The sequence below is a fragment of the Spirosoma aerolatum genome (assembly GCF_002056795.1).
Classification (GTDB): domain Bacteria; phylum Bacteroidota; class Bacteroidia; order Cytophagales; family Spirosomataceae; genus Spirosoma; species Spirosoma aerolatum.
In genome coordinates this window covers 5,672,900-5,694,377 of sequence record NZ_CP020104.1, presented here as the reverse complement: position 1 = coordinate 5,694,377, position 21,478 = coordinate 5,672,900, and the positions used below count along the sequence as shown (strand labels likewise).

Annotated in this window: 21 protein-coding genes; 10 read left to right on the top strand and 11 right to left on the bottom strand. The window is 48.2% G+C overall.

Annotated features, from left to right (window positions below; translation table 11 throughout):
* The first annotated feature begins 13 nt into the window (after nucleotides 1–13).
* Together B5M13_RS23580 and B5M13_RS23575 are read left to right on the top strand one after the other, a co-directional pair.
* Complete coding sequence (locus tag B5M13_RS23580; RefSeq protein ID WP_080058002.1) at nucleotides 14–760, top strand: GLPGLI family protein; 747 nt, start codon at nucleotides 14–16, stop codon at nucleotides 758–760.
* Between the two features lie 159 nt (nucleotides 761–919).
* Nucleotides 920–1,252, top strand: coding sequence for a hypothetical protein (locus B5M13_RS23575; RefSeq protein ID WP_080058001.1), 333 nt, complete (start codon nucleotides 920–922; stop codon nucleotides 1,250–1,252).
* 69 nt (nucleotides 1,253–1,321) lie between these two features.
* On the opposite strand, the gene B5M13_RS23570 is transcribed toward B5M13_RS23575, so the two are convergent.
* The 3 genes from B5M13_RS23570 to B5M13_RS23560 all read right to left on the bottom strand — a co-directional run bounded on the left by B5M13_RS23570 (nucleotide 1,322) and on the right by B5M13_RS23560 (nucleotide 3,256).
* Complete coding sequence (locus tag B5M13_RS23570) at nucleotides 1,322–1,615, bottom strand: Ada metal-binding domain-containing protein (protein ID WP_080058000.1); 294 nt, start codon at nucleotides 1,613–1,615, stop codon at nucleotides 1,322–1,324.
* Nucleotides 1,612–2,280 (bottom strand): 2OG-Fe(II) oxygenase, encoded by a 669-nt coding sequence (locus tag B5M13_RS23565; protein WP_080057999.1) that lies wholly within the window; start codon nucleotides 2,278–2,280, stop codon nucleotides 1,612–1,614. Before B5M13_RS23565 ends, B5M13_RS23570 begins: the two co-directional genes overlap by 4 nt.
* A gap of 124 nt (nucleotides 2,281–2,404) precedes the next feature.
* Nucleotides 2,405–3,256: a bifunctional transcriptional activator/DNA repair enzyme AdaA gene (locus B5M13_RS23560; protein WP_080057998.1), complete on the bottom strand. Its 852-nt coding sequence runs from the start codon at nucleotides 3,254–3,256 to the stop codon at nucleotides 2,405–2,407.
* 225 nt (nucleotides 3,257–3,481) lie between these two features.
* On the opposite strand from B5M13_RS23560, the gene B5M13_RS23555 reads away from it, so the two are divergent.
* The 3 genes from B5M13_RS23555 to B5M13_RS23545 all read left to right on the top strand — a co-directional run bounded on the left by B5M13_RS23555 (nucleotide 3,482) and on the right by B5M13_RS23545 (nucleotide 5,292).
* Nucleotides 3,482–4,042 (top strand): hypothetical protein, encoded by a 561-nt coding sequence (locus tag B5M13_RS23555; RefSeq protein WP_080057997.1) that lies wholly within the window; start codon nucleotides 3,482–3,484, stop codon nucleotides 4,040–4,042.
* Between the two features lie 127 nt (nucleotides 4,043–4,169).
* The gene (locus tag B5M13_RS23550) at nucleotides 4,170–4,895 is read left to right on the top strand and encodes a DUF4386 domain-containing protein (RefSeq protein WP_080057996.1); all 726 of its coding nucleotides are present in this window, start codon (nucleotides 4,170–4,172) and stop codon (nucleotides 4,893–4,895) included.
* A 100-nt stretch (nucleotides 4,896–4,995) separates the two neighbouring features.
* Nucleotides 4,996–5,292 (top strand): YtxH domain-containing protein, encoded by a 297-nt coding sequence (locus B5M13_RS23545; RefSeq protein WP_080057995.1) that lies wholly within the window; start codon nucleotides 4,996–4,998, stop codon nucleotides 5,290–5,292.
* A 215-nt stretch (nucleotides 5,293–5,507) separates the two neighbouring features.
* On the opposite strand, the gene katG is transcribed toward B5M13_RS23545, so the two are convergent.
* Together katG and B5M13_RS23535 are read right to left on the bottom strand one after the other, a co-directional pair.
* A complete protein-coding gene (gene katG / locus B5M13_RS23540) occupies nucleotides 5,508–7,802 on the bottom strand; it encodes a catalase/peroxidase HPI (protein WP_080057994.1) in 2,295 nt (764 codons plus the stop codon).
* A gap of 150 nt (nucleotides 7,803–7,952) precedes the next feature.
* A complete protein-coding gene (locus B5M13_RS23535) occupies nucleotides 7,953–8,666 on the bottom strand; it encodes a lysoplasmalogenase (RefSeq protein ID WP_245859454.1) in 714 nt (237 codons plus the stop codon).
* A 150-nt stretch (nucleotides 8,667–8,816) separates the two neighbouring features.
* Between B5M13_RS23535 and B5M13_RS23530 the strand changes: the two genes are divergently transcribed.
* Nucleotides 8,817–9,248, top strand: coding sequence for a phage tail protein (locus B5M13_RS23530; protein ID WP_080057992.1), 432 nt, complete (start codon nucleotides 8,817–8,819; stop codon nucleotides 9,246–9,248).
* Nucleotides 9,249–9,359: 111 nt separating this feature from the next.
* Nucleotides 9,360–9,662 carry a hypothetical protein gene (locus tag B5M13_RS23525; protein WP_080057991.1) on the top strand — a complete coding sequence of 101 codons (303 nt, stop codon included), beginning with the start codon at nucleotides 9,360–9,362 and terminating at the stop codon, nucleotides 9,660–9,662.
* 92 nt (nucleotides 9,663–9,754) lie between these two features.
* Here the strand turns inward: B5M13_RS23525 and B5M13_RS23520 are convergent, their stop codons facing one another.
* Nucleotides 9,755–11,293: a serine hydrolase domain-containing protein gene (locus B5M13_RS23520; RefSeq protein WP_080057990.1), complete on the bottom strand. Its 1,539-nt coding sequence runs from the start codon at nucleotides 11,291–11,293 to the stop codon at nucleotides 9,755–9,757.
* A 174-nt stretch (nucleotides 11,294–11,467) separates the two neighbouring features.
* On the opposite strand from B5M13_RS23520, the gene B5M13_RS23515 reads away from it, so the two are divergent.
* Together B5M13_RS23515 and B5M13_RS23510 are read left to right on the top strand one after the other, a co-directional pair.
* A complete protein-coding gene (locus B5M13_RS23515; protein ID WP_080057989.1) occupies nucleotides 11,468–11,872 on the top strand; it encodes a BlaI/MecI/CopY family transcriptional regulator in 405 nt (134 codons plus the stop codon).
* A gap of 6 nt (nucleotides 11,873–11,878) precedes the next feature.
* Nucleotides 11,879–13,855 carry a M56 family metallopeptidase gene (locus tag B5M13_RS23510; protein WP_080057988.1) on the top strand — a complete coding sequence of 659 codons (1,977 nt, stop codon included), beginning with the start codon at nucleotides 11,879–11,881 and terminating at the stop codon, nucleotides 13,853–13,855.
* 230 nt (nucleotides 13,856–14,085) lie between these two features.
* On the opposite strand, the gene B5M13_RS23505 is transcribed toward B5M13_RS23510, so the two are convergent.
* A complete protein-coding gene (locus tag B5M13_RS23505) occupies nucleotides 14,086–15,507 on the bottom strand; it encodes a sulfatase family protein (RefSeq protein WP_170061180.1) in 1,422 nt (473 codons plus the stop codon).
* Between the two features lie 311 nt (nucleotides 15,508–15,818).
* Between B5M13_RS23505 and B5M13_RS23500 the strand changes: the two genes are divergently transcribed.
* On the top strand, nucleotides 15,819–16,964 hold the full coding sequence (locus B5M13_RS23500) for an alpha/beta hydrolase-fold protein (RefSeq protein WP_080057986.1): 1,146 nt from the start codon (nucleotides 15,819–15,821) through the stop codon (nucleotides 16,962–16,964).
* A gap of 94 nt (nucleotides 16,965–17,058) precedes the next feature.
* Here the strand turns inward: B5M13_RS23500 and B5M13_RS23495 are convergent, their stop codons facing one another.
* From B5M13_RS23495 to B5M13_RS23480, 4 genes are all read right to left on the bottom strand, one after another.
* Nucleotides 17,059–17,376: a DUF3817 domain-containing protein gene (locus B5M13_RS23495; RefSeq protein ID WP_080057985.1), complete on the bottom strand. Its 318-nt coding sequence runs from the start codon at nucleotides 17,374–17,376 to the stop codon at nucleotides 17,059–17,061.
* A 50-nt stretch (nucleotides 17,377–17,426) separates the two neighbouring features.
* On the bottom strand, nucleotides 17,427–17,894 hold the full coding sequence (locus B5M13_RS23490) for a hypothetical protein (protein WP_080057984.1): 468 nt from the start codon (nucleotides 17,892–17,894) through the stop codon (nucleotides 17,427–17,429).
* 99 nt (nucleotides 17,895–17,993) lie between these two features.
* The gene (locus B5M13_RS23485; RefSeq protein ID WP_080057983.1) at nucleotides 17,994–18,896 is read right to left on the bottom strand and encodes an AraC family transcriptional regulator; all 903 of its coding nucleotides are present in this window, start codon (nucleotides 18,894–18,896) and stop codon (nucleotides 17,994–17,996) included.
* Nucleotides 18,893–21,457, bottom strand: coding sequence for a M1 family metallopeptidase (locus tag B5M13_RS23480; RefSeq protein WP_080057982.1), 2,565 nt, complete (start codon nucleotides 21,455–21,457; stop codon nucleotides 18,893–18,895). The genes B5M13_RS23485 and B5M13_RS23480 overlap by 4 nt, the downstream gene beginning before the upstream one ends.
* Nucleotides 21,458–21,478: the final 21 nt, after the last annotated feature.

The window sequence follows — 21,478 nt, the reverse complement described above, 5'->3', positions numbered from 1 at the left end:
CGCACTATTTATCATGAAGAAACTAGTCCTGGTACTATGCCTGATGGTCAGCTCGATGGCTATGGCCCAGAAAACGGAAGGTGTAGTGACCTACGTTCGTAAAGATTACTGGAGTAAAATGATCAGTAGACTGACGTTTCTGAGTCAGGAACAAAAGGACCGTCAGACTCAGCTGCGCAAGAACTGGGAAGAGAACAACAAAGGCACGAAAATGAAAATGGCCTTTAACGCCAACGAAAGTCTGTACACCTATTTCAGTACGGAACCGGAAGAGGGAGGGTACTCTTGGCGACAGTACGAACTGGATCTGTACCGCAACTTTGAAAAAGATAAAAAGACGGACATCATCGAAATGCTGGGTAAAACCTACGTTGTTGAAGATTCGATCCATGCACCCGTCTGGAAAATTGGGAATCAGATCAAAGAGGTAGCGGGCTTCATTTGCATGAAAGCGGAGACGGAAGATCCTATCAAAAACCAGAAAATTACGGCCTGGTTTGCGCAGGATATTCCGGTGTCGGCTGGTCCCGAACGGATGTGTGGGTTGCCCGGTCTGATTCTGGAACTGAATATCGATGATGGCACGGTGATCATTGAAGCAACCAACGTTACGTTCCGCCCGCTTACGGCTGATGACCTCAAGCTACCTAAAGTGAAAGGGAAGAAAATAGACGATGCTGCCTACGATAAGGTGATTCGCCAGTATATCGCCCAGCAAACAGTAGCTCATGAAAATCCGTACTGGGAAATACGTTATTGAGAAAACTCAATTGAGTTGACTACGAAAACCGCTTCCTGACAAGCGGTTTTCGTGTTTATGGCCTTTACCTAACAAAAGTCAATGTTGATCCTGATAGACGTCATGTACGTTCAGGACAGTCCTGCCGTGATTTGTAGAGTAATTCAAACACGCAAAATCATGGCAACGCTCACACAAGTAACTCCTGACTATAGCACAACCACCGATACTTCATGGATTTCATCCGTTAAAAAATTTGTTTCAGAAGCCGAGTTTTATCGCTTTGGATGGGCTGTCGGCGCCTTGGCCATTCAGGGATGCATCCTGTCGCCTGTACTGTTGCTGATCATGGCCAACTTTGGCGGAGGGGATTGGCAGTTTCTGGTTAGTATGCTTTGTTTTTTAGGGGTGCTGGTTCCCGTACTTTCTGCCTTACCCGTCCGATATATTTTTTCCGGCTTCGCTATTAGCCTGATCCTGCACATCGTTATGATCGCTATCGATCTGCTCTGATAAGTAGCTTGTTTGGCTACCCGTATCGCTAAAAGAAGACACTTCATATACAACTCCCCCTGAATGAGCTTACGAAGCAGCATTCAGGGGGAGTTTTGCGTTGGAAGTATTTGCTTTCCATGTTTTGTAGGCTTCGGGCATACACACAGCACATGGGCGATACCCAATTACAATGGCTTCTGTTGCATTGCGAAAAAACACCCGGTTTTCAGGTTTCATTCGCTTACCAGCCCGACAATCCAGCCGACCGTATAACTTGCCAGGACGATGGCCACCGAGCGCAATAGCTCCTGTTTTTAGTTCGCTAACTAACCTTCGCAGTCGGGCAAATGGTGTTGGACCGAGATCAACATGACGGATCATGCTGCATCGTGAAAAATAAGCCCAACGTTGATGCGCGTACCTGTCCGAACTTCACTGACACCGTGTCGCATCGTCAGTCGGTAGTAACCACGTGTGCCTTTAGCCGGTCGGTATTTTGTCGTGAATACAACAACCTGGCCTTGTTCGGGCTGTAAAACGATGGGTTTCGATTGCATACGTGGTCGCTGTTCGATGAGAACAAATTCGCCACCCGTATAGTCCCGATTGGGTTGACTTAGGAAAAGAACTGCCTGAAACGGAAAATACAATTCACCATACATATCCTGATGGAGTGCGTTCCAGTCGCCAGCACTGTATTTCAGGATGAGGGGTGTTGGTTTGGTTTGCCCGACTTCATGGCACATTACCAGCCATTCGTCAAGGTTAGTAGGGTAACGCAGGTCAATGCCCAGTTTAGCATTCCAATCGTTGGCGACAGGAGCCAGTTGAGCAAATAATTCATGTCGAAGCCGATCAACAACAGCAGGCAGGGGATAACGAAAATACTTGTATTCACCGCTACCATACCCATGTCGTTGCATCACTACCGTTTTCCTGTATAGATCTGAGGCATCAAAGAGCGTTGCAACATGGTCGCATTCCTCCGGTGATAGCCGTGGAGGCAATACGGCAAAACCTGTTTCAGAGAGCGTGGCTAAAGTCATTGGAAAGTCATTAAGTGGTCATATACTTCGTGTCATTCATGGTCATTGGGTAGGTATTTATAGTCATTAATGGAAAATACAATGATTGACAATAAATGACACAAAGTAAACCACCACCTAATAACTAGTTGTCAACGCGTGCGGCCTCCCAGCCCAGCATGGCCTGCTTGCGGTCGGCCCCCCATCGATAGCCACCGAAAAGTCCGGTTTTCTTAATGACCCGATGGCACGGAATCAGGTAACCGATCGGATTAGCGCCGATAGCCGTTCCAACCGCTCGCGATGCTGTTGGCTGTCCAATCGCATTGGCAATCTGATCGTAACTGGCCAATCGGCCTTCGGGAATTTTCAGCAGGGCTTCCCATACTTTTAGCTGAAACGCGGACCCACGCATCAACACAGGTAAGGGTGTATTGGTGGCCCGCTTGGGTTCGCCATTGACAGGGAAAATCTGATCGGCAAACTCCTGAACAGCATTCGTATCGTGGACTAGTGATGCTTCAGGCCATGCAGTTTTTAGAATAGTAATTGGGTCATCTTGTTCGGCCAAAAAATGCAATAGCGCGATTTTGTCATGCACAGCCCCTAGCACATACGCGCCAAAAGGGCTATTGAATACGCCATACACAAGTTGCAACCCGGAGCCTGCCTGCTTAAACTGACCCGGCGTAACGCCTTCGATGGTAACAAAGAGATCGTGTAAACGCCCTGTTCCTGAGAGCCCAGCCTCATAAGCCGCTTCGGATAAGGGAACGCCCTTTCGGAGTTGGGTTTTGGCGTGTTCGAGCGTTAGGTACTGGCTGAACTTTTTCGGACTTACACCCGCCCATTCGGTAAACAGACGTTGAAAATGAAACTCACTCATATTAACCTCGTTTGCCAGTTCACTCAGCGAGGGCTGTTCGCGAAACGTGGCGGTCAGATGCTCGATGGCATGGGCGATTTGCTGATAGGTGTACGTGCTGTCGGTTGTCATTGTATTTGCGTTTTGACTATGCAAAAGTCGTCATAATCGCCCTGCCCCAAAACCCGATTCTTGCGGATTTAGGGTCGTAACATTAAGTTGGTTTGCGGGCCACCATACGAAATAGAGGATTGGGTAAGCTATTGGTGATTAGTAGGTTATAATGTTATTAAAGGTTGGGTCGTAGGATTGCTTACTAGTGGTCTGCGCTGTAATTTTTCAAAAAATAGTTAGGCTATGAAACAACTGGTAATTTCTCTCACACTCTTGCTGCTTACCTATGTTGGACTGGTTCAGAGCCCTACTATAAATCCAGATACAGACCGTTCTACAGCGCAAATTTTCTCCGCTGATCTTAACAACGACCCTGTTTTTGCCAAGGTAGTATCGAATCAGATTTATTATCCATCAAAACCGGCCGCCCGTGCAGTTTATGGCCGTTATTATGTTGGCTTTACTGTCGACAATGTCGGGCATATTCAGCAGGTTTCAGTCCTTTATCCAAAAATGTCGGTCAGCGTTAGTAGGCAATACGGATTTGAAAATTCGATACTGGCAGGCCTCGGGCGAATGCCTCCACTTAATCCGCGTTTGGCTGGAAGCTATGTATTGCCAGTCGCTTTCTGCTTTACGCACTTTGGTGAAGGCCCTAATCCAATTGTTCCAACCAATCAGTTGCCCCAGGCATATAGTCTTGGGAGTCGTATTTTGTTAAGCGAAGTAAAGGTTTTTGCTGAAAGTCCTAGCAATACGCGTGCACTGAATGGTTTCCCGCCTAGTCGGCAAATAGGTCAATAAAGGGTCCTATATCGTATGGTTCAGGGATACTCCTCTGTGACCGATGACCTCGAACGATTTAGACATTTGTCCAGGAGATAGCCCCTGTTGCTCAGCCAATTTTGTATCGTCAATCAATCGTATACAAATGAAAACGGCTCTATTACCTTCGAATCGATTTATTAGTAATCTACTCATTTTTGGCGTTATTCTGGTCATTGTGCCGTACACGGCCTTAACCATACTCTTCGATTATCCGAATGTGCTGCGCTACGAACCCGGCATTATATTGACCCGCTTCCATCAGGGCGGTGGGCTGCTGATAGCTGTGTGGTGGCTCTTTGCTATCAGTGGTTTTCTTCTGCTACAGGCGTATGTGCTTATCGGGCAGAAACTGGAGCCACAGGAACCTGGTTTGCGGTGGGCAACAACGCTGGGCGTTATGTCGGGTATTGTCCAAATTGTTGGGTTGCTGCGCTGGCCGTTTGTGGTGCCTGTGTTGGCTGCTCAGTATGTTCAAACGACCGACCTGGCAACCCGACAGGCGACCGAAGTTGTTTTTACGGCTATTCATCAATATGGTGGTGGTGTGCTGGGAGAGCATCTGGGTCAACTGCTGACCATTGCCTATACCGTTTTGCTATCGCTGGCTTTACGTCGACTGACTATGGTTTCAGGCTGGGTAAGTTATCTGGGTCTAGTGGCTTCGGCTATTTATCTATTGGCACAGGGCGATCTGTTCGCGACTGTACTGCCGGGCTTCCCAACCTGGGAATTGGCTGGATTAGTGGGGAGTACACTTTGGCTAGTATGGCTGCTGGTTTTAGGTATTCAGTTTCGTCGCTTGGATGAGGTTGCCGTTCAGAAAGCCTAATTAACCTTCCAACGAGGGGAAGCAGCAGGTGATGTATTTTGGTGTTGTGCGACAGATGCTTTTTAGTAAGTTCGATTAGTCATTAAACCAGACAGAACCTATGCCAGTTAACGCCAAACATTTAGCCACGTTTATTTTGGGCGCTGCCGCCGGAGTTGCGCTCAATAAATACGCACAAACCGAAGACGGTCAGAAATTGATGGCCGATCTCAAAGAAAAAGGACTGCAACTGAAATCGGAGGCCGAAGAGGCCATTGATAATGCACCGGAATATTTTGAAAAACTAAAAGCCCAATTGGCCGATGTACTCAAGACCAATTTCCCCGATGCGGAAGCGACTATAAACGATGTACTAGGCAAAAAGCCGGACGCGCCTAACACGTCTAGTCCAAGCTAGAAAAATAGCCTGTTATTCTGCTGATGAAGGGAGCTTCTAAGCGCATTCGAATTCGTAAGAGGTCGCTATCGCTATCCTAAGATACTTCCTTTGTCAGCAGGCGAAAGAGGGCGTGTGAAAGAATTTATAGACCAATACTAGCAATTACCAAAAAACAGCGCCGGACAATATTGCCCGGCGTGTTTGGTTTAGAGAAAGCTAGAAATTGACTTTGATTAGGCTAATTCAAAGCGATCAAGATTCATGACTTTGGTCCATGCGGCAACAAAATCTTTAACAAATTTTGCCTTTGCATCCGAACTGGCATAAACTTCAGCCAGGGCGCGAAGCTCGGAGTTCGAACCAAAAATAAGATCGGCACGAGTGGCGCTCCATTTCAGGTCGCCCGACTTACGGTCGCGGCCTTCAAACACTTCTTTATGATCCGAAACGGCTTTCCAGGCTGTGCTCATATCGAGCAGGTTGACAAAGAAATCGTTGGTTAGTACGCCGAGCTGAGCCGTGAAAACACCGTGTTTGGAGCCATCGTAGTTCGTGTTCAGTACCCGCAGACCACCGATCAGCACTGTCAGCTCAGGTGCCGTAAGCGTTAATAACTGCGCTTTATCGATCAGCAACTCTTCCGTCGAGATCGTGAATTTAGCTTTGAGGTAGTTGCGGAAACCGTCGGCAATGGGCTCCAGCACCGAAAAGGATTCAACATCCGTTTCTTCCTGCGAGGCATCCATACGGCCGGGTGTAAAGGGAACTGTGGTATCGTAACCCGCATCTTTAGCCGCTTTTTCAACAGCTGCACTACCAGCGAGCACAATCAGATCGGCCAGCGACACCTTTTTGCCGGTTGTTTGCGTACTGTTAAATTCTTCCTGAATGCTTTCCAGTATGCCCAGCACTTTCGCTAACTGAGTCGGATTGTTAACGGCCCAGTCTTTCTGAGGAGCCAGCCGGATACGGGCACCGTTGGCACCACCCCGTTTGTCGGAACCTCGGAACGTAGACGCCGAAGCCCAGGCTGTCGATACCAGTTCGGATACGGTCAATCCCGAAGCCAGAATGTTCGCTTTGAGAGCGGCAATGTCAGCTTCATCAATCAGGGCATGGTCAACAGCCGGAATCGGATCTTGCCAGATCAACACTTCTTCGGGCACTTCAGGTCCTAAGTAACGGGCTCGAGGACCCATGTCGCGGTGCGTCAGTTTGAACCAGGCACGCGCAAATGCATCGGCAAACTGGTCTGGATTTTCGAGGAAACGTCTTGAGATTTTTTCGTAAGCTGGGTCAAACCGAAGGGCAAGGTCAGTGGTCAGCATCCGTGGTTCATGGCTTTTCGATGGGTCATGGGCATCAGGAATCGTACCAGCACCAGCCCCGTTTTTCGGTTTCCACTGATGAGCACCGGCTGGGCTTTTGGTCAGTTCCCAATCGAAACCAAACAGGTTTTCGAAGAAGCCATTACCCCATTTGGTCGGTGTGCTGGTCCAGGTAACTTCCAGACCGCTCGTGATAGTGTCGCCACCTTTACCGGTACCGAAGCTATTACTCCAGCCAAAACCCTGTTGCTCAATGTCGGCGGCTTCGGGTTCTGGACCTACATGCGTTGCCGGAGCGGCACCGTGTGTTTTGCCGAAGGTATGTCCACCTGCAATGAGCGCAACGGTTTCTTCATCATTCATGGCCATTCGGCCGAAAGTATCCCGGATATCTTTAGCGGCTTTAACAGGGTCAGGATTCCCGTCTGGTCCTTCGGGGTTTACGTAGATCAGGCCCATTTGGACAGCCGCCAGCGGATTTTCCAGGTTCCGCGAGTGGATGTCTCCATCGGCATCGTCATCCGATACGAGAACGCCGTGGTCTTCTACCACGCCCGGAGAGCCATGAGCATACCGGATGTCACCACCCAGCCAGGTTTTCTCCGCACCCCAGTACACATCCTGTTCGGGTTCCCAAACGTCTTCGCGGCCACCGGCAAAACCGAACGTTTTAAAGCCCATCGATTCAAGCGCTACGTTACCCGTCAGAATCATCAGGTCAGCCCAGGAAATCTTACGGCCATATTTCTGTTTGATTGGCCAAAGTAGTCGGCGGGCTTTGTCGAGGCTAACGTTGTCGGGCCAGCTATTGAGGGGGGCAAACCGCTGTTGACCAGCGCCAGCGCCACCACGACCATCGCCTGTGCGGTACGTACCTGCACTATGCCACGCCATACGGATAAACAAAGGTCCATAATGTCCAAAGTCGGCTGGCCACCAATCCTGCGAATCGGTCATCAGGGCATGAAGATCCTGCTTTACAGCCTCCAGATCCAGGCTTTTGAATTCCTCGGCATAGTTGAAATCTTCACCCATAGGGTCCGACAGCGACGAGTGTTGACGGAGGATATTCAACTGTAACTGATTAGGCCACCAATCCCGGTTCTGCGTTCCGTTACCGGCTACACTAATTTTTTCAGCAGTTTGCATAGTCCCGTTGTGAAAGGGGCACTTGCTGATATCACCTGACATTGTATCCATCTTATTTTAACGATTTGGTTTAAGCGTGAACGTGGTCTCTTCTGTTGTTCTCAATTAGTTTTACAAGGCAATACTAGTAGGAACTTACTTATCAATCAAATTGATTTAATTGATTATCGTATCGACAATATTTATATTGATGGCTGGTGCTTATGGCTTTTCGGGTACATTACTGGCTACCTGCTGAATCATCCCGATCATAATCAGGTATTGTGCCGTTGCGTAAGTTGTCATGACCAGCCACGTGGATCCGCCAAATGAACTGAGAAACTTATTGACAGCGATGGCCGAGTCGGACAGAATAAACAGCAAAGCACCGATGACCACCTGATTGTAACCAGGTATATCCTGTCGCTGTGTTGCTAGCAGGCCCATTGTGTTCAGGCAAATAGCATAAATAACAACAGGCCACCAGAGTACTTCTAAATCTGGTTTACCGACGAAAACAGGCCGGAGTAAAGCCAGAAAAATGATCAGGTATAGGCCAAAGGGAGTCACGCTTTTTCCTAGCCGACGGCTTGTAATCGTTTGCCCACCCGCCTGTATCGACTTCAGAAAAGCGATGCTATAACAGATTTGCATAAGCAGAAAGGCTCCTAAGCCAGCAGCAAACAAGTCGATCTCCTGAATCATCAGCAGAATGTCGCCAAGCAGTGCAAACAGCATTCCGATCAGAAGCCAGCGTATGTACGAAACGAAACCAACGGCCTGGCAAAACTGCCAGACATATAGCATCAACAGGGCCATAATCAGCGGTTTGCAGCCGTAATGCAACACGCGGATATCCAGCGAATCGCCAAGCATTTCGAGTAGTGCAATACCTATAAATGTAAGCGTGAACGGGCGGGTAGGTTTAATGGTCATAATGAAGTGAAAGCCTTGATCAATAGGGAAGTTGGCTTAAAATAATATATAGGTCGGCTAGTGCTGCCAATGTCGACTGGAGTTGCGAACTTGTCGGTGAAATTAATAAAACTCGAACCCCATCATTCTACTTGTTAACCACAACTGACCATGGCTGAAAACAATCAGATTAAAGAAGGGCCCCTGTGCCTGTATAAAGTCAAGTTTGTACCAGATTTGGAAAGTCCTTTTCAGGATATAGCTGGCATAGAGGCTATGGCACAGCCTGTTATGTACCGATCAGGCAACAGTCCTGGGAAAACACCGAGCCCGCCCAAAGCTGTATTAACGCTAAAAAAAGGCGTATTTAGCAACGATACCCGATTCTGGGAATGGTACAATAGTATCCGGATGAATACCGCCAAACCCGATAAGGTCGAAATTTATATGCAGGATCAGTTGGGGAATACTGTAATGACCTGGCTAGTAAAAAACGCGCTTATCATAAAAATACAGGCTCCTGATTTAAACGCTAAGGGAAACGACATAGCGATTGAATCGCTTGAATTGGCTCATGAGGGCATAGAAATCAAACGCAACTGAGCAAGCCTGTACGGGAAAGCCTTACCAAAAGGTTGGGGAAATAGATGGCAAAAGAAAACCATTTTTGGTTTATAGAGTTCTATAAAGAATACTCAACAAAATAGAAACATCATGGATAAAGCACAGAAGTTTGAACTGATGAACAAAGTGGTTCGTGAATTGGAAGACCTGCAAAACAGCCAAACGGCCCTCATTACTAAAATCAGTCAGATCGAAGTGGACAATATGAATGGTCTGAACGATTCGACGCTGGAAAAAAATCTCAGCAATATGCATTCGAAAATTGCCGAGAATGTTGACTCGATCAATGACATTTTTTCGTATTTCGAGAGTAAACGAGACGAGTACGGTGAGAAGAATGGTGCAGCTATAGCGGCTATAGAGGCCGCAGCGGCTGTTGAAGCCGTTAAATAGATCAAAGAATACGATTAGCCGACAAGCCGGACACAGTGTCCGGCTTGTTGCGTTTTTGCGAAATCCCTACCGATTGATACGATCTGGTACGTTCACTCTTTTTTCTCTAGTAAGCGTTTGATCGCTTTTTTTCCGTCTTCGTTGTCGGGCCAGAGTGCGATTGACTTTCGATACATGGCGACCGCGTCTTCGCTGCGGCCAGCCTGTTCCAATGCTATGGCGTAGCTGTCGTAGGTATTCCCACTTTTGGGGTAGAGAATCGTATTGAGTTTGAATGCTTCCAGCGTAAGCGCCTGATGGTTTGGTAAAGAAGATTTCATCAGATCAAAGCCAAGGCGGTTCATTTCCAGTTCATTAATGTAATAATGGACGGTGTCATCTTTCAATTCATTGAATCTGCTGGTCGCATGGTCCGGCCCTTTCGCTACCAGCGCTTCGCCATATACCCGCACCAACGATTGTCGGGATTCTATTTTTAACGGTGACAGCCCATTCAGCAGATTCGATACCGAAATCATGATCTGAATGGGATTATTATCAGTATTATCGTAGCAGATAATGGTTTGATCGTTGGTGAGGTTGCGATGCAGAAATGTAGTTAATCCTACAATATGCCCGTCGTGAAAAACAAAGTTGTTGACGGGTTCGGTTTTGCTGTGATATACTGTCCAGCCGAATCCATACGAGCGGGTACTACTGCCAGCACGGTATACCTTCCCATTGTTGAGTGTCACGGGCGAAAAGGCCGCTTTCATCAATGCTGGACTAATCAGTTTCCCAGCCGCTAATGCCCGATCAAATCGCCATAAATCCTGAATTGTGCTCACTACATTGCTGGGACCAGCCAATCCTCCTAACTGATAATATGTATAAAACTGGTTGTGATCCAAGGAATCGACATTGTGGATTGAAGTAAAGTAAAAGGTTGGGCGGGTATATCGTGTTGTATTGGGCATATTTCCCGACCGGACGTAGGTACTAGTCATACCAGCAGGGATAAAAACAGATTTCTGCATATAGTCGGCGAAGGGCATACGGGCGATTTTTTCCACCAGCATCGCCAGCAACAAGTAGTTCATGTTATTGTAGCGCCAGTCGTTGCCGGGCTGGTTGACAAGCGCTTTTTTCTGCTCGATTAGGTGAGCGTAGACTGTTTTGCTGCTAATCAGTTCGTCAGGATGATGGTTAATGTAGTCGTCTTCCTGCCGTTCCAGACTGGGCAAGCCGGAGGTGTGCGTCAATAGATGACGGATAGTAATCGTCGGATAAGGGAAATCAGGGAAGTGGGTTGTCAGCGCATCGTCCAGGTTTAGTTTTCTTTTTTTGACAAGCTGTAATACCGCAATTGCTGTAAAGGGTTTCGAGAGCGAGGCCAGATTGAAATGAGTTGTGTCGGTATTTTTTAGATGGCGGTTGAAATCAGCATAGCCTACCGATTTCTGGTAGATGATTTTTCCCTGTTCGGCCACCAGAATGCTTCCATTAAACAGATGATGGTCGGCCAGAACGGTTAAAAACGAATCGATGCGAGCCGTTTTTGACTGAGTGCTATTGAGTTGCGCAAACGAAGAAAAGGGAAGGGGCATCCATAGGATGAACAGCAGAAATTTGTACTTCGCGTTTGTTGTCATGATCGTATGATTTTGATTGAATTGCAGCCAATAGCGCTAAACTGATCATTTATATAAGAAATTTTTCTTATAGTTAGAGCGTTGATTACCAGATGGCAGCGCAAGGTTACGAAAAATAATTAAAGTAAGAATTATTTCTTATGTTTATTAAGAAACAATTCTTATGTTTGACCCATGAAAACAGCAAAAAACGCTACTGACCCTTCATCGGAACCTACCAAATCGGAGTTGGAGATTCTGCAAATCCTGTGGAAATATGGCCCATCGACGGCCCGCTTCGTAAACGATCATCTGAATCAGCATACGCGCAAGGTCATTTATATGTCGACCCTGAAACTGATGCAGATTATGGTCGAGAAAGGTTTTTTGAAAAAAGACGAAAGCCAGATGAAGCACATTTATTGGGCTGCGGTGGAAGAAGCCAAAACGAAAGGCGCTCTATTGGACCGGGTAGTCGATACGCTTTTCAACGGCTCAGCAGGTAGTTTAATGATGCAATTGCTTGGTAACAAAAAAATCGATCCCAGCGATATGGAGACGTTTCGGGAACTGATTAAAAAAATGGACCAAAACCAATAATCCGTTATGGCGACAACACTTTTCACCCATTGGCTCTCCGAACGACAGATCAGCGCCATCTGCTGGACATTGATTCATTCGCTCTGGATTGGGCTGGTTGTATCGGCGCTGGCCGGGCTGGTTATAACGGTAACCCATCGGTCATCGGCCCACCTCCGCTACCAGCTTCTGTGTGCTTGCCTGGTTCTGTTTGTGACTGCCATGGGCTTTGTTTATTATCAGGAACAGAGAATAGTTCATTCACTCCCAAGCCCCGGAAAGCCAATAGAGAACGTCGCCCCAATAGCAGATATAGTGGTTCAGCGACAATCCGCTGTGGCCGTTCAGAAGGTATCTGTAAGCACTCGATTACTTGCATTTATTAATGCCAACAGCAACTGGATCGTTACGATATGGCTACTGTTTTTCGTGCTTAAAAGTTTACGCATGGCGAGTGGATTGCTCCATATTTATCGGATTCGGTCATATAAAGTCTATGCTCCTGCCGAGGAATGGCAGCAGAAAGTCTGGACGTTCGGCAAGCGGCTGGGTATTCGTCAAGCGGTTGCCTTAGTACAATCGCAACGGGTGAACGTCCCGGTTACGGTTGGCATTCTAAAACCGGTTATTCTGGTGCCGATAGGTTTGCTGACCCAGTTACCAACCGAACAGATCGACACGATACTCTGGCATGAACTGGCGCACATCTGGCGACGCGACTACCTGATGAACTTGTTGCAATGCATGGTCGAAACGATCTTTTTCTTCAACCCGGCTCTGCTCTGGGTTTCAGCCCTGATTCGGGAAGAACGGGAAATTTGCTGCGACGATATTGTATTGGCTCAAACATCTGCCAAACGCCATTATCTGGAAGCTTTGCTGGCTTTTCAGGACTATGCATATCAGCCTACCCTCTTTGCTATGCCACTGGGCTTTCGGAGTCAGCAGTTGATGGATCGACTCAAACGTATGGTGACCCAGGAAAATAGACGCCTGAGCATGGCCGAAAAAATTGCCCTGTTGTCGGGATTAGTTTTGCTGCTGGCATCGGCGTTTGTGTCGAAGGTAATTCCCGAAGGTGCCCAATGGCCGAAAACTTTCCCAAAAAAGTCGATTATTGTTCGAAACAGCGTGCCGATTGAAACAAGTAGTCCGCAAAAAATAGACGATAAGCCAGGTTTGTTAGTCGCTAAATCGAATCTGACTAAAGCCCGGCCGATCATGGAATCGACGCCAGAACCACTCGTTTTGGCCGATAGCAACCGGATCTTTACGAGTATTCTGTTCGTCAATACGAACCATGATCGGGCCAATCGGGAGATGATGGTGAAGGATGATCGGGGAAATCGGTATCACCTGAAAGTCGTTGATAGCCAGCTGGTAGCGCTTGATGTGAACGATAGAACGATTCCCACAGCTGATCTGGGCCAACACCAAACACTACTTGAGCGGATTGACCAGGCGCTGGCTGAAAAACAGCAGCAGAAACAGGCACATATCGACGCAGCTATTGCCCACATGAAAGCGGAGCGGGAACAACAGGTTCAACGAGACAAAGACGCTTATCGGACGAAACAGGCTAAGATGGCGCCAGGAAGTTTGAATGGAAAGCCGGAAGGGGCCGTTCCTAATGACAACAAGCTAGGTAAGGTGTTCAACAAACCCGCGAAGCCGGATTATTCACCAGCCGATAGTAGCGCAAAAGTACAGCGTTGGGAGAAGAAAAAACTACCTGCACCACCTGACATTCGTTACGATCAGGAGCGGGTTCGCGGGGTGATCGATGCGCTGGTTGCCGAAAAAATTGTTGCCAGTTCATCCGACGTAGACTGGTTTGGACTGAGTACTGACGAATTCATTGTAAATGGCCAGAAGCAACCCGATAACCTGCAACAACGCCTGAAAGCCCAATTTGGCATCAAATCCAATTATGGATTGTACTATGGGCCGGTTAAAATGATCGGTACGGGGATCTTCCTGGATAAAGAGGATATGAGCCGGTAAACCTTCTGGCATACAATACCGGATCAATAGATGTGAATGATATTGAGGTTTCAGGAGCGAGTCAAATTACGTCGTACTTAAATTCTACGTTATGACTGAACAGGGAAATCGTCAGTTTAACTATTAACTCCCGATGGGAAAACGTTTTTTGATAGGCAGCACGAGTATTTTTCGGGATAAGGCAGATTTGTCTTGCTGAGCATTCCGGCCAAAAAATAGAGCATAACCACTTAGTCTTTCGATTTGCGACCGTATTTGATGTTAAAAAAATAGCGCGTCAGTCCGTCCTGATCGTTTTGCGTTTCCATCCACGTTTCCATCTCTTTGCGGAACGAGGTCAACAGCGCACGGTAAGTTGGGTCGGCTGTAAGATTCGACTGCTCGTATGGATCGTTAACTACATCATATAGTTCTTCAGCAGGACGATGTTGATAAGCAGCCACCAGATGGGCGGCTTTAGCGTCTGTTTCAGCCTTTTTTAGCCAGGTCAGCCAGTAATCTTTACCATCTTCAGGATTCGCGTTGGTAATATGCGTGGTATACGTTCGGTCTGGCTCCAGGTTCATAATGTATTTGAACTGACGCGTTCGAATACTACGAATTGGATAATAGTTAAATGCGCCATAGCGTGTATCGGCTGTATAGGTTGTAAAGATGGTATCGCGGTGGGTCGTTCGTTTGCCCGTAAGCAGCGGCAGAAAGCTTCGGCCATCCAGGCCGCTCGGTATCCGGCTTCCTGTTGCATCCAGTAGGGTAGGCAATACATCCACCAGAGGAAGCAGAGCGTCAGTGGTGCCTGGTTTCACTTTGCCGGGCCACCGAACCAGCAGAGGCACCCGAATGCCCTGGTCATACAGGTTCCACTTGCCGAATGGCCATTGGGGGCCATTATCAGACGTGTAAATCAGGAGTGTATTGTCGGTGTACTTATATTTTTTCATGGCTTTCAGGCATTCTCCAACGGTTTTGTCCATGTCCGTAATGTCCGTATAATACTTTGCCCGAACCTGACGAGTGACCTCAGTATCGACCAGGAAAGGGGGAATATCTACCGTCTTGGGATCGTAGCCATCAATTGCTGGCCAGGGTACATGTGGATTATCGGTTGCTACGACTAAAAAAAGCGGTTTTTGGCCCGGCCTGGCATGGGCTGCCAGGATCGAGTCGATTTTTTGGTAATCGTGGTCCTGCTTTCTGACAAAGGCATAGGGATAGGCTGATCGGGGCCATACGTGATCCTTGCCCGCCAGCACGGTTCGATAGCCCATCTCCTGCATATAGACCGGCAGCGTTTTTATGCCTGCATTAATTTTACTATGGTTAGGATGAGCCCCATTACGAGCGGGCATCAATCCCGTATTCAGGACTGCTCGGGAAGGAACGCAGTTGGGCGAATTGCAAAACGCATGGGTAAACCGTAAACTCTCTTTGCTGAGCGCATCCAGATTAGGCGTCTGAACTACTTTGGCCCCGGCAAACCCGGCATCTTCATAGCCATGGTCATCTGAAATGAACAGAATAATATGTGGTTTAGTCGTGGGAGCTGACAGGCTTTGTGTAGGAAACAACGGGTTGGCAATGAACGAAACACTGCCTATCAGTACGAAAACAATGAGCCAGAGCCAGTGGCGAGAACCTATAAATTTTGCCATAGAAATGTAATGGGGCTGCCGTTCAGGCTTGGGCCGTTTTTTATCTAAAATGGCTCCTTGAACAACCATCGGATTATAAAGTAATTCCTGGTCGAATACTCACCTTGGGCCAGGAAAATAGCTATAGCATAGGCCGTAGTGGTGTTGAAATAAGTTTATTTGTCATCAAGTACGCCCGTGATCTTCTGTAAGTTTTCCTAATAACTTATGCCTGGTAAGTGTTGCCTAAAGTCTTACCGTAAAAAGTACGCAATGATAGAAAAGAATAGTAGATTCGTAGCGATTTGTTAAACCCTTGCTTTATAAAATATATGACGCTACGAAATCGGCTACTGCTATTCAGTTGTCTGCTGCTCCAGACGGCCACCCTTCTGGCTCAGGTTCCGCGGATGCCTCCCGTTAAATCACCGGAAGTAACCGACGGTGGACTGATCTTCCGGCTGCGGGCACCAAATGCTAAAGAAGTAATTCTTGACATCGAAGGCGTTTCGCGGGAAACGATGACCAAAGACGATCAGGGGGTCTGGAGTTTTACCAAAAAGCTTGCCCCCGATGTATATGATTATGCCTTTGTCGTCGATGGCCTTCGCATTCCCGATCCAGCTAATCCCGTTGCAAAACCCTGTTACCAATGCAATGGACAGAGCCTGGCGCATATGCCGGGACCGACTTCGCTGAGTTGGGAGATCAAGGATGTACCTCGCGGTGTTGTCAACCACCATGTCTATCGGTCGGTGGTGATGGGCGAAGACCGGGACTACTATGTGTACCTGCCGCCAAACTACGATCCCAAAAGGAGGGAGCCGTATCCAGTATTTTTCCTGCTTCATGGTGCCACGGGTACGGCCCTGTCCTGGATCGTGAATGCGCAAGCCAACATCATTCTGGATAACCTCATTGCCGAAGGTAAAGCCAAACCCATGATTATGGTCAACACGCTGGGCTACGGCGGTAATGAAAAATATACGGCCGAGGTGCTTCAGGAAATCATTCCTCAACTGGAAAAAACGTACAATGCTGCCAAAGATCGAACCCAGCGGGCCATTGTTGGCTTGTCGATGGGTGGGGGTACGGCTTTTTACACCGGCCTGAACAACCTCGACCATTTTGCCTATGTTGGTGGGTTTAGCAGTGCGGTTGGCATGGGAGGGCCACGTCCGGCAGCTTCGGCATCCGGCAACCCCGCTACCACAACGCCCTCGGAGGAACAGATCAAAGCGATGAATGACAGCTTTGCCAAAGCTTATCCAAAGCTGGATGAGAGCGCCAATAAACAGTTAAAGCTCTTATGGGTTTCCTGCGGAGTAGATGATTTCTTGTATCAGAACAACAAGTATTTCAAGCAATATCTGGCCTCCAAAAAGGTAAAGTATAAAGAGGTCGAAACACCCGGTGGACACACATTTATGGTCTGGCGACGTAACCTCACCGACATTGCACCCCTGCTATTTCGGTAGGACAATTCTTCTATGAAGGTGGGTTTGAGAACCCACCTTCATTAGTACCTTACTGCTGTAATCATGTTCTATAGTCTTGTTTAACCGAAACGGTTTACGAGTCCTGCGTTGTCGCTGGTAAAAACCGGAATACCTTATGGTCGGCATAGAAGGTTCCGCCGGGTAGAATTGATGCCAGCAGCGCCAGTCCCGTTTTACTTGCCGACCAGCCATATTCGGTTTTGGCCTGAATAATGACCAGTACATACCAGACAAACAGCAACCCATGAATCGGCCCCAGAATTTGCACCGCTTCGGGGTGGCCTCCGATTCGTTTTAGTGGCACAGCAATGAACAGAAGCAACAGGTAAGAAATCCCTTCGGCAAAGCTTACGACGCGAAGCCGGATTTTGAGTGAATTAAAAAAGTGCATGGTTGTAATCGATTTTCTTAGGCCCTTCTCCCGTGAGGAAAGAGGCAAGGTTAAAAATTTCGAATCCACGGTCGAGTGGCCAGCGGTGAAAATGGCCAGGGAATCGCAAGGAGGATGAGCAGCAAGGTAATGGTAAAATAAATGGCGGTTGTTCTGAATTTCTGTTGTGGTGTTGGCTGGCGTTTTGCTTTGCTCGAGCCAACGGTCATTATCACGATGGCCGTGAACATCAATCCAATATGAATCAGGCTAAAAAACCGAAACTCGGGCGATTGACTGGAATCGGGCGAAAACGTCCAGTAATAGCTTACGATTGGACTTTTGGAATAAAGATAAAACCCAATCAGCAACTGCGTATGGGCAATTGATGTAGCGATTACGCGTATTGTCTGGTCAATAGGCCGATACGGACGTGCTCGCAACCAGCCCGAATAACTGTTGCCCAGTGCGATCAGTAAGCTCCCCAGAACCAGCCACCGTAAAGCATTATGAACAACCAGCAGAATAGGATAAATCATGGAGCTATCGAAGCCTGAATACAATCACAAAGGTCTAACTGCTTACCGAGATATGTTTAGGCAGGAACAGGGCGATTCTGGTCAAAATCAATCATCTTGTCAGGCGTCCACAAACTGGCTCCTGAATTGAGTCGGGCTTAATTCAGTATATTTCCGAAAGAGTTTTCCGAAAGTCGATTGATCGGGGAAGCCCATTTCATGCGCGATCTGGGCTACAGTCAACTCCGTCTGAACAAGTAACACCTTGGCTTCCAGTACAACCCGTTCGTCGATCCATACGGAAGGCGATTGGCCGGTTCTATGTTTCACCACTTTGTTCAGATGATTCGGACTAACGGCCAGCCAGTCGGCATATTGACTGGCGAGTCGGGTTTGGCGGATACGCATTGTCAGTAAGTCCATAAAGCGTTGAACCAATCGTTCGCCCACGTCGGTTTTAGTTGCCATCGGACCCACATATGCCCGGTCGATCTCGGCGAACAGCGCCAGCAGATACGGTCGGATCAACTCAGGTTTTGTCGCTCCATTTTCCTGATAGTCAATAACGAGTCGATGCAGAAGCGTACTGACAAACTGGGCTTGCTGATCCGATAAATTTATGTGCGGATTACCCGTTAATTTCAGAAAATCGAACTCACTAGTAGCGCCTAAAAGTAGTTCCTGACTGATGAACGACATAAACCCTATCGAATCGGGCCGGATGCTGTGCAGAGTAAATATTTGAAGCGCAGGCACAATGACCAGTTCCTTCGACCGAAGTGTATACGCCTGATGACCAACGGTAATGTTGACCTCCCCATGTTCTACCATAATCAGGGCATGATTGCTGGTTCGCGACGGGGGGAGCGGGAGCTTAATAACCGGCCAACTATACTCCAGGGGCGCAATGATAAACTGGTTGAAATTTTCCTTAAATCGCTCTCCCCACGACGCATCTCTGATCAGAAAAAGCTCGCGGGCCATTGCCGGACTGATGGCCGGAAAAAGGTCACTGGGCGTCATAGGTGATACAGCAACTTGCTTGCCCGGAACGGCCCATCGGCTGCCTGTAAGAGCTTAGCCCGTAATCGTGGATTGTAGTTCGGGCGGTCGGCCAGAAATTTCCGAATCAGTTGTCCGGTTTCGGGTGTCTGATAGCTCGATAGGGTGGAACGAAGCCACGATTCGGGGAAGAAAATATCGCCCGTTCGCTGAATCTCTTCCAGCAGTTCCAGACTCTTAGGCAGGTATTTGGCGGAAGTTTCTGTCCGTAACGGGTGATGCAGATACCCTAGTGCCGCCGTTACCCAGGCTTCATGCTCCCGATTGGCTTCCGTTGCCAGCGACGCAAAAAACTGATCTCGTTCAGCTACGTTCGACGATAGGGCCGGCATCATAAATTCCAGCCGTTTCTTCCGATCCGGGTTTTTGATACGAGCCAGTTGCGTCGCCAGAATTCCTTCAGCCGGGTAGTCGCGAACGGCCAAGGCTAAGGCCAGGCTGGTGTAATCGTCTTCGGTAAGCGTTACATCCGACGGGGCTTTCTGGTCGCGCCAGATGGCATACAGCCGGTCGCGGGCGTCGGTGCTGAAGGCAATATTCTGGTACAACCGAAACAGGAGTTTCTTCTTACCAGGATTTGGTTCCTGTTCCATGGCCTGCCAGGCTGCCTGTTCAATCGAAGCTGCCAGGGTGGGCCGTTTTTCGGGTCGGGTGAAATTCCAGAAAACATCCGAAAGCTGGCTGGTTATCAGGCGTAGATTTAGCTCTTCTGATTCTATACGTAACATGTTCTGATACCCAAAGGCCAGTTGCTCCGGTGAAATCCCCTGACCAGATACCATGTTTTCGTATAAATTAATGTACGTAGCCGCCCGTGTTACTGGGTTTTTCGTGAATTCCAGATGGACGGCTGTGGCTGTATCGACGGGAAAAATTCCATACCCCTGCCCCGATGAATTGAACGTAACAAATAAAGGTGTTCGCTTCCCGAGCGCTTCGTTCAGTACAACCTGTGGTTTGTCCATATGCACGGTCAATTCTTCCCGGTGATCAGGATAGACAAACGCTATTTCAAAGCTCTGGGGCCAGAATCGGTTGGAGCCATCTTCGCCCTGCTGCGAAATCACAAACTGATTGATAGTTCCGCCTTTACTATCCAATTGGTACGAAAACTTCGGTCGTCCGGTTTCATTTACCCAAACCTTGTTCCAGGCTTGCAGATTAGCGGGGGTATGCGTATCCAGAATCGAAATCAGGTCACTCCAGGTCGCGTTGCCAAACGAGTATTTTTTCAGGTAGTCACGCAGGCCGTCGCGTAGAGCCGTTTTGCCCATTAATCGCTCCAGTTGCCGCATCATGATTGGCGCTTTGTGATAGATGATGCCTCCATACAGCGTTCCGGCTTCCTGTAAATTGGCCAGCGGCTGACCAATCGGGTTGGCACCTTCAGTCCGGTCAACGGCATAGGCTGCCGGAAAATGATCGACCACAAACTGAAGGTCGTAATTAGCCTCCGGTGAGGATACTTCGGTAATCTTATCGGCCATGAAGTTGGCAAACACCTCTTTCAGCCATACATCGTTGAACCAGCGCATGGTTACCAGATCACCAAACCACATATGGGCTGTTTCATGCGCGATCAGTGTCGCCCGTGAAAGTTTTTGATCGCGGGTGGCACCGTTGTCGAGAAACAGGCTCGATAGTCGGTAATCGATGGCCCCGACATGTTCCATGCCGCCGTATTGAAAATCGGGTACGGCCACAAAATCGAATTTCTGGAACGGATACGGAATTTGGGTGTAATCTTCCAGGAAGTTCAACGCATCGGCGTGGAGCTTAAAGATCGGGTCAAGACTTAGCCGGATTTTGGTGGTATCGGTTTCGCGATGGAAAAGGGTCATTGGTCGGCGGTCGAGGGTTCGGCTGATGGAGGTGAACTTCCCGGCTACAAACGAAAACAGATAGGTTGGTATCACTTCCGACTGACGGAAGTTGATGGTTTTACGGTCGCCAGCCACAGTCGAGTCATGGACGGCCGCATTGGTCATGGCCTGCCAGCGACTCGGAATCGTCAGCGACAGTTGAAATTTAGCTTTCAGGTCGGGTTGATCGAAGCAGGGAAATACCGTTCGGGCGCGGTCGGGAACGAGCAGAGTGTATAAATACTCATCGTTTCGGTTGAGCGATAAGTTGCCGGCCGTAAACTGTATAAAAACAGTGTTTGCACCAGGCTTCAGATAAGCAGTAGAAATCAGTAAATGTTCGCTCTCAAAAACAATAGGAATCGCCACTGAATTAACGGAAACGGTCTGTACCTGAGTACGTTTCTCTTTGAAATCAAGCTGGAGAGGGGCTGCGTTTTTGGCCCAGTTAAACGATATTGATTCAGTGGCTGGAATAGGCTGGTTTTTTTGCGCAGGAATGTCGAACTTTAAAGCATAGGCCACGTTACTGATTGTTTGTTTCCGGGCTTTGGCCAGCGTTTGCGACACGCCCGTTTCAACGGTTTTTGATTGACTTAGGGCAGGCTGTTGGCTCCCGAGCATGGCAAGTAGAAGAAGTGCAGTAATACCGTAACGCATCATAGAAGTTGTTGGTAGTCA

Excerpts from the sequence above, each read along its gene's own strand:
- B5M13_RS23580 (WP_080058002.1), top strand. The coding sequence starts at position 14 with ATGAAGAAACTAGTCCTGGTACTATGCCTGATGGTCAGCTCGATGGCT.
- B5M13_RS23575 (WP_080058001.1), top strand. The coding sequence starts at position 920 with ATGGCAACGCTCACACAAGTAACTCCTGACTATAGCACAACCACCGAT.
- B5M13_RS23570 (WP_080058000.1), bottom strand. The coding sequence starts at position 1,615 with ATGATCCGTCATGTTGATCTCGGTCCAACACCATTTGCCCGACTGCGA.
- B5M13_RS23565 (WP_080057999.1), bottom strand. The coding sequence starts at position 2,280 with ATGACTTTAGCCACGCTCTCTGAAACAGGTTTTGCCGTATTGCCTCCA.
- B5M13_RS23560 (WP_080057998.1), bottom strand. The coding sequence starts at position 3,256 with ATGACAACCGACAGCACGTACACCTATCAGCAAATCGCCCATGCCATC.
- B5M13_RS23555 (WP_080057997.1), top strand. The coding sequence starts at position 3,482 with ATGAAACAACTGGTAATTTCTCTCACACTCTTGCTGCTTACCTATGTT.
- B5M13_RS23550 (WP_080057996.1), top strand. The coding sequence starts at position 4,170 with ATGAAAACGGCTCTATTACCTTCGAATCGATTTATTAGTAATCTACTC.
- B5M13_RS23545 (WP_080057995.1), top strand. The coding sequence starts at position 4,996 with ATGCCAGTTAACGCCAAACATTTAGCCACGTTTATTTTGGGCGCTGCC.
- katG (WP_080057994.1), bottom strand. The coding sequence starts at position 7,802 with ATGGATACAATGTCAGGTGATATCAGCAAGTGCCCCTTTCACAACGGG.
- B5M13_RS23535 (WP_245859454.1), bottom strand. The coding sequence starts at position 8,666 with ATGACCATTAAACCTACCCGCCCGTTCACGCTTACATTTATAGGTATT.
- B5M13_RS23530 (WP_080057992.1), top strand. The coding sequence starts at position 8,817 with ATGGCTGAAAACAATCAGATTAAAGAAGGGCCCCTGTGCCTGTATAAA.
- B5M13_RS23525 (WP_080057991.1), top strand. The coding sequence starts at position 9,360 with ATGGATAAAGCACAGAAGTTTGAACTGATGAACAAAGTGGTTCGTGAA.
- B5M13_RS23520 (WP_080057990.1), bottom strand. The coding sequence starts at position 11,293 with ATGACAACAAACGCGAAGTACAAATTTCTGCTGTTCATCCTATGGATG.
- B5M13_RS23515 (WP_080057989.1), top strand. The coding sequence starts at position 11,468 with ATGAAAACAGCAAAAAACGCTACTGACCCTTCATCGGAACCTACCAAA.
- B5M13_RS23510 (WP_080057988.1), top strand. The coding sequence starts at position 11,879 with ATGGCGACAACACTTTTCACCCATTGGCTCTCCGAACGACAGATCAGC.
- B5M13_RS23505 (WP_170061180.1), bottom strand. The coding sequence starts at position 15,507 with ATGGCAAAATTTATAGGTTCTCGCCACTGGCTCTGGCTCATTGTTTTC.
- B5M13_RS23500 (WP_080057986.1), top strand. The coding sequence starts at position 15,819 with ATGACGCTACGAAATCGGCTACTGCTATTCAGTTGTCTGCTGCTCCAG.
- B5M13_RS23495 (WP_080057985.1), bottom strand. The coding sequence starts at position 17,376 with ATGCACTTTTTTAATTCACTCAAAATCCGGCTTCGCGTCGTAAGCTTT.
- B5M13_RS23490 (WP_080057984.1), bottom strand. The coding sequence starts at position 17,894 with ATGATTTATCCTATTCTGCTGGTTGTTCATAATGCTTTACGGTGGCTG.
- B5M13_RS23485 (WP_080057983.1), bottom strand. The coding sequence starts at position 18,896 with ATGACGCCCAGTGACCTTTTTCCGGCCATCAGTCCGGCAATGGCCCGC.
- B5M13_RS23480 (WP_080057982.1), bottom strand. The coding sequence starts at position 21,457 with ATGCGTTACGGTATTACTGCACTTCTTCTACTTGCCATGCTCGGGAGC.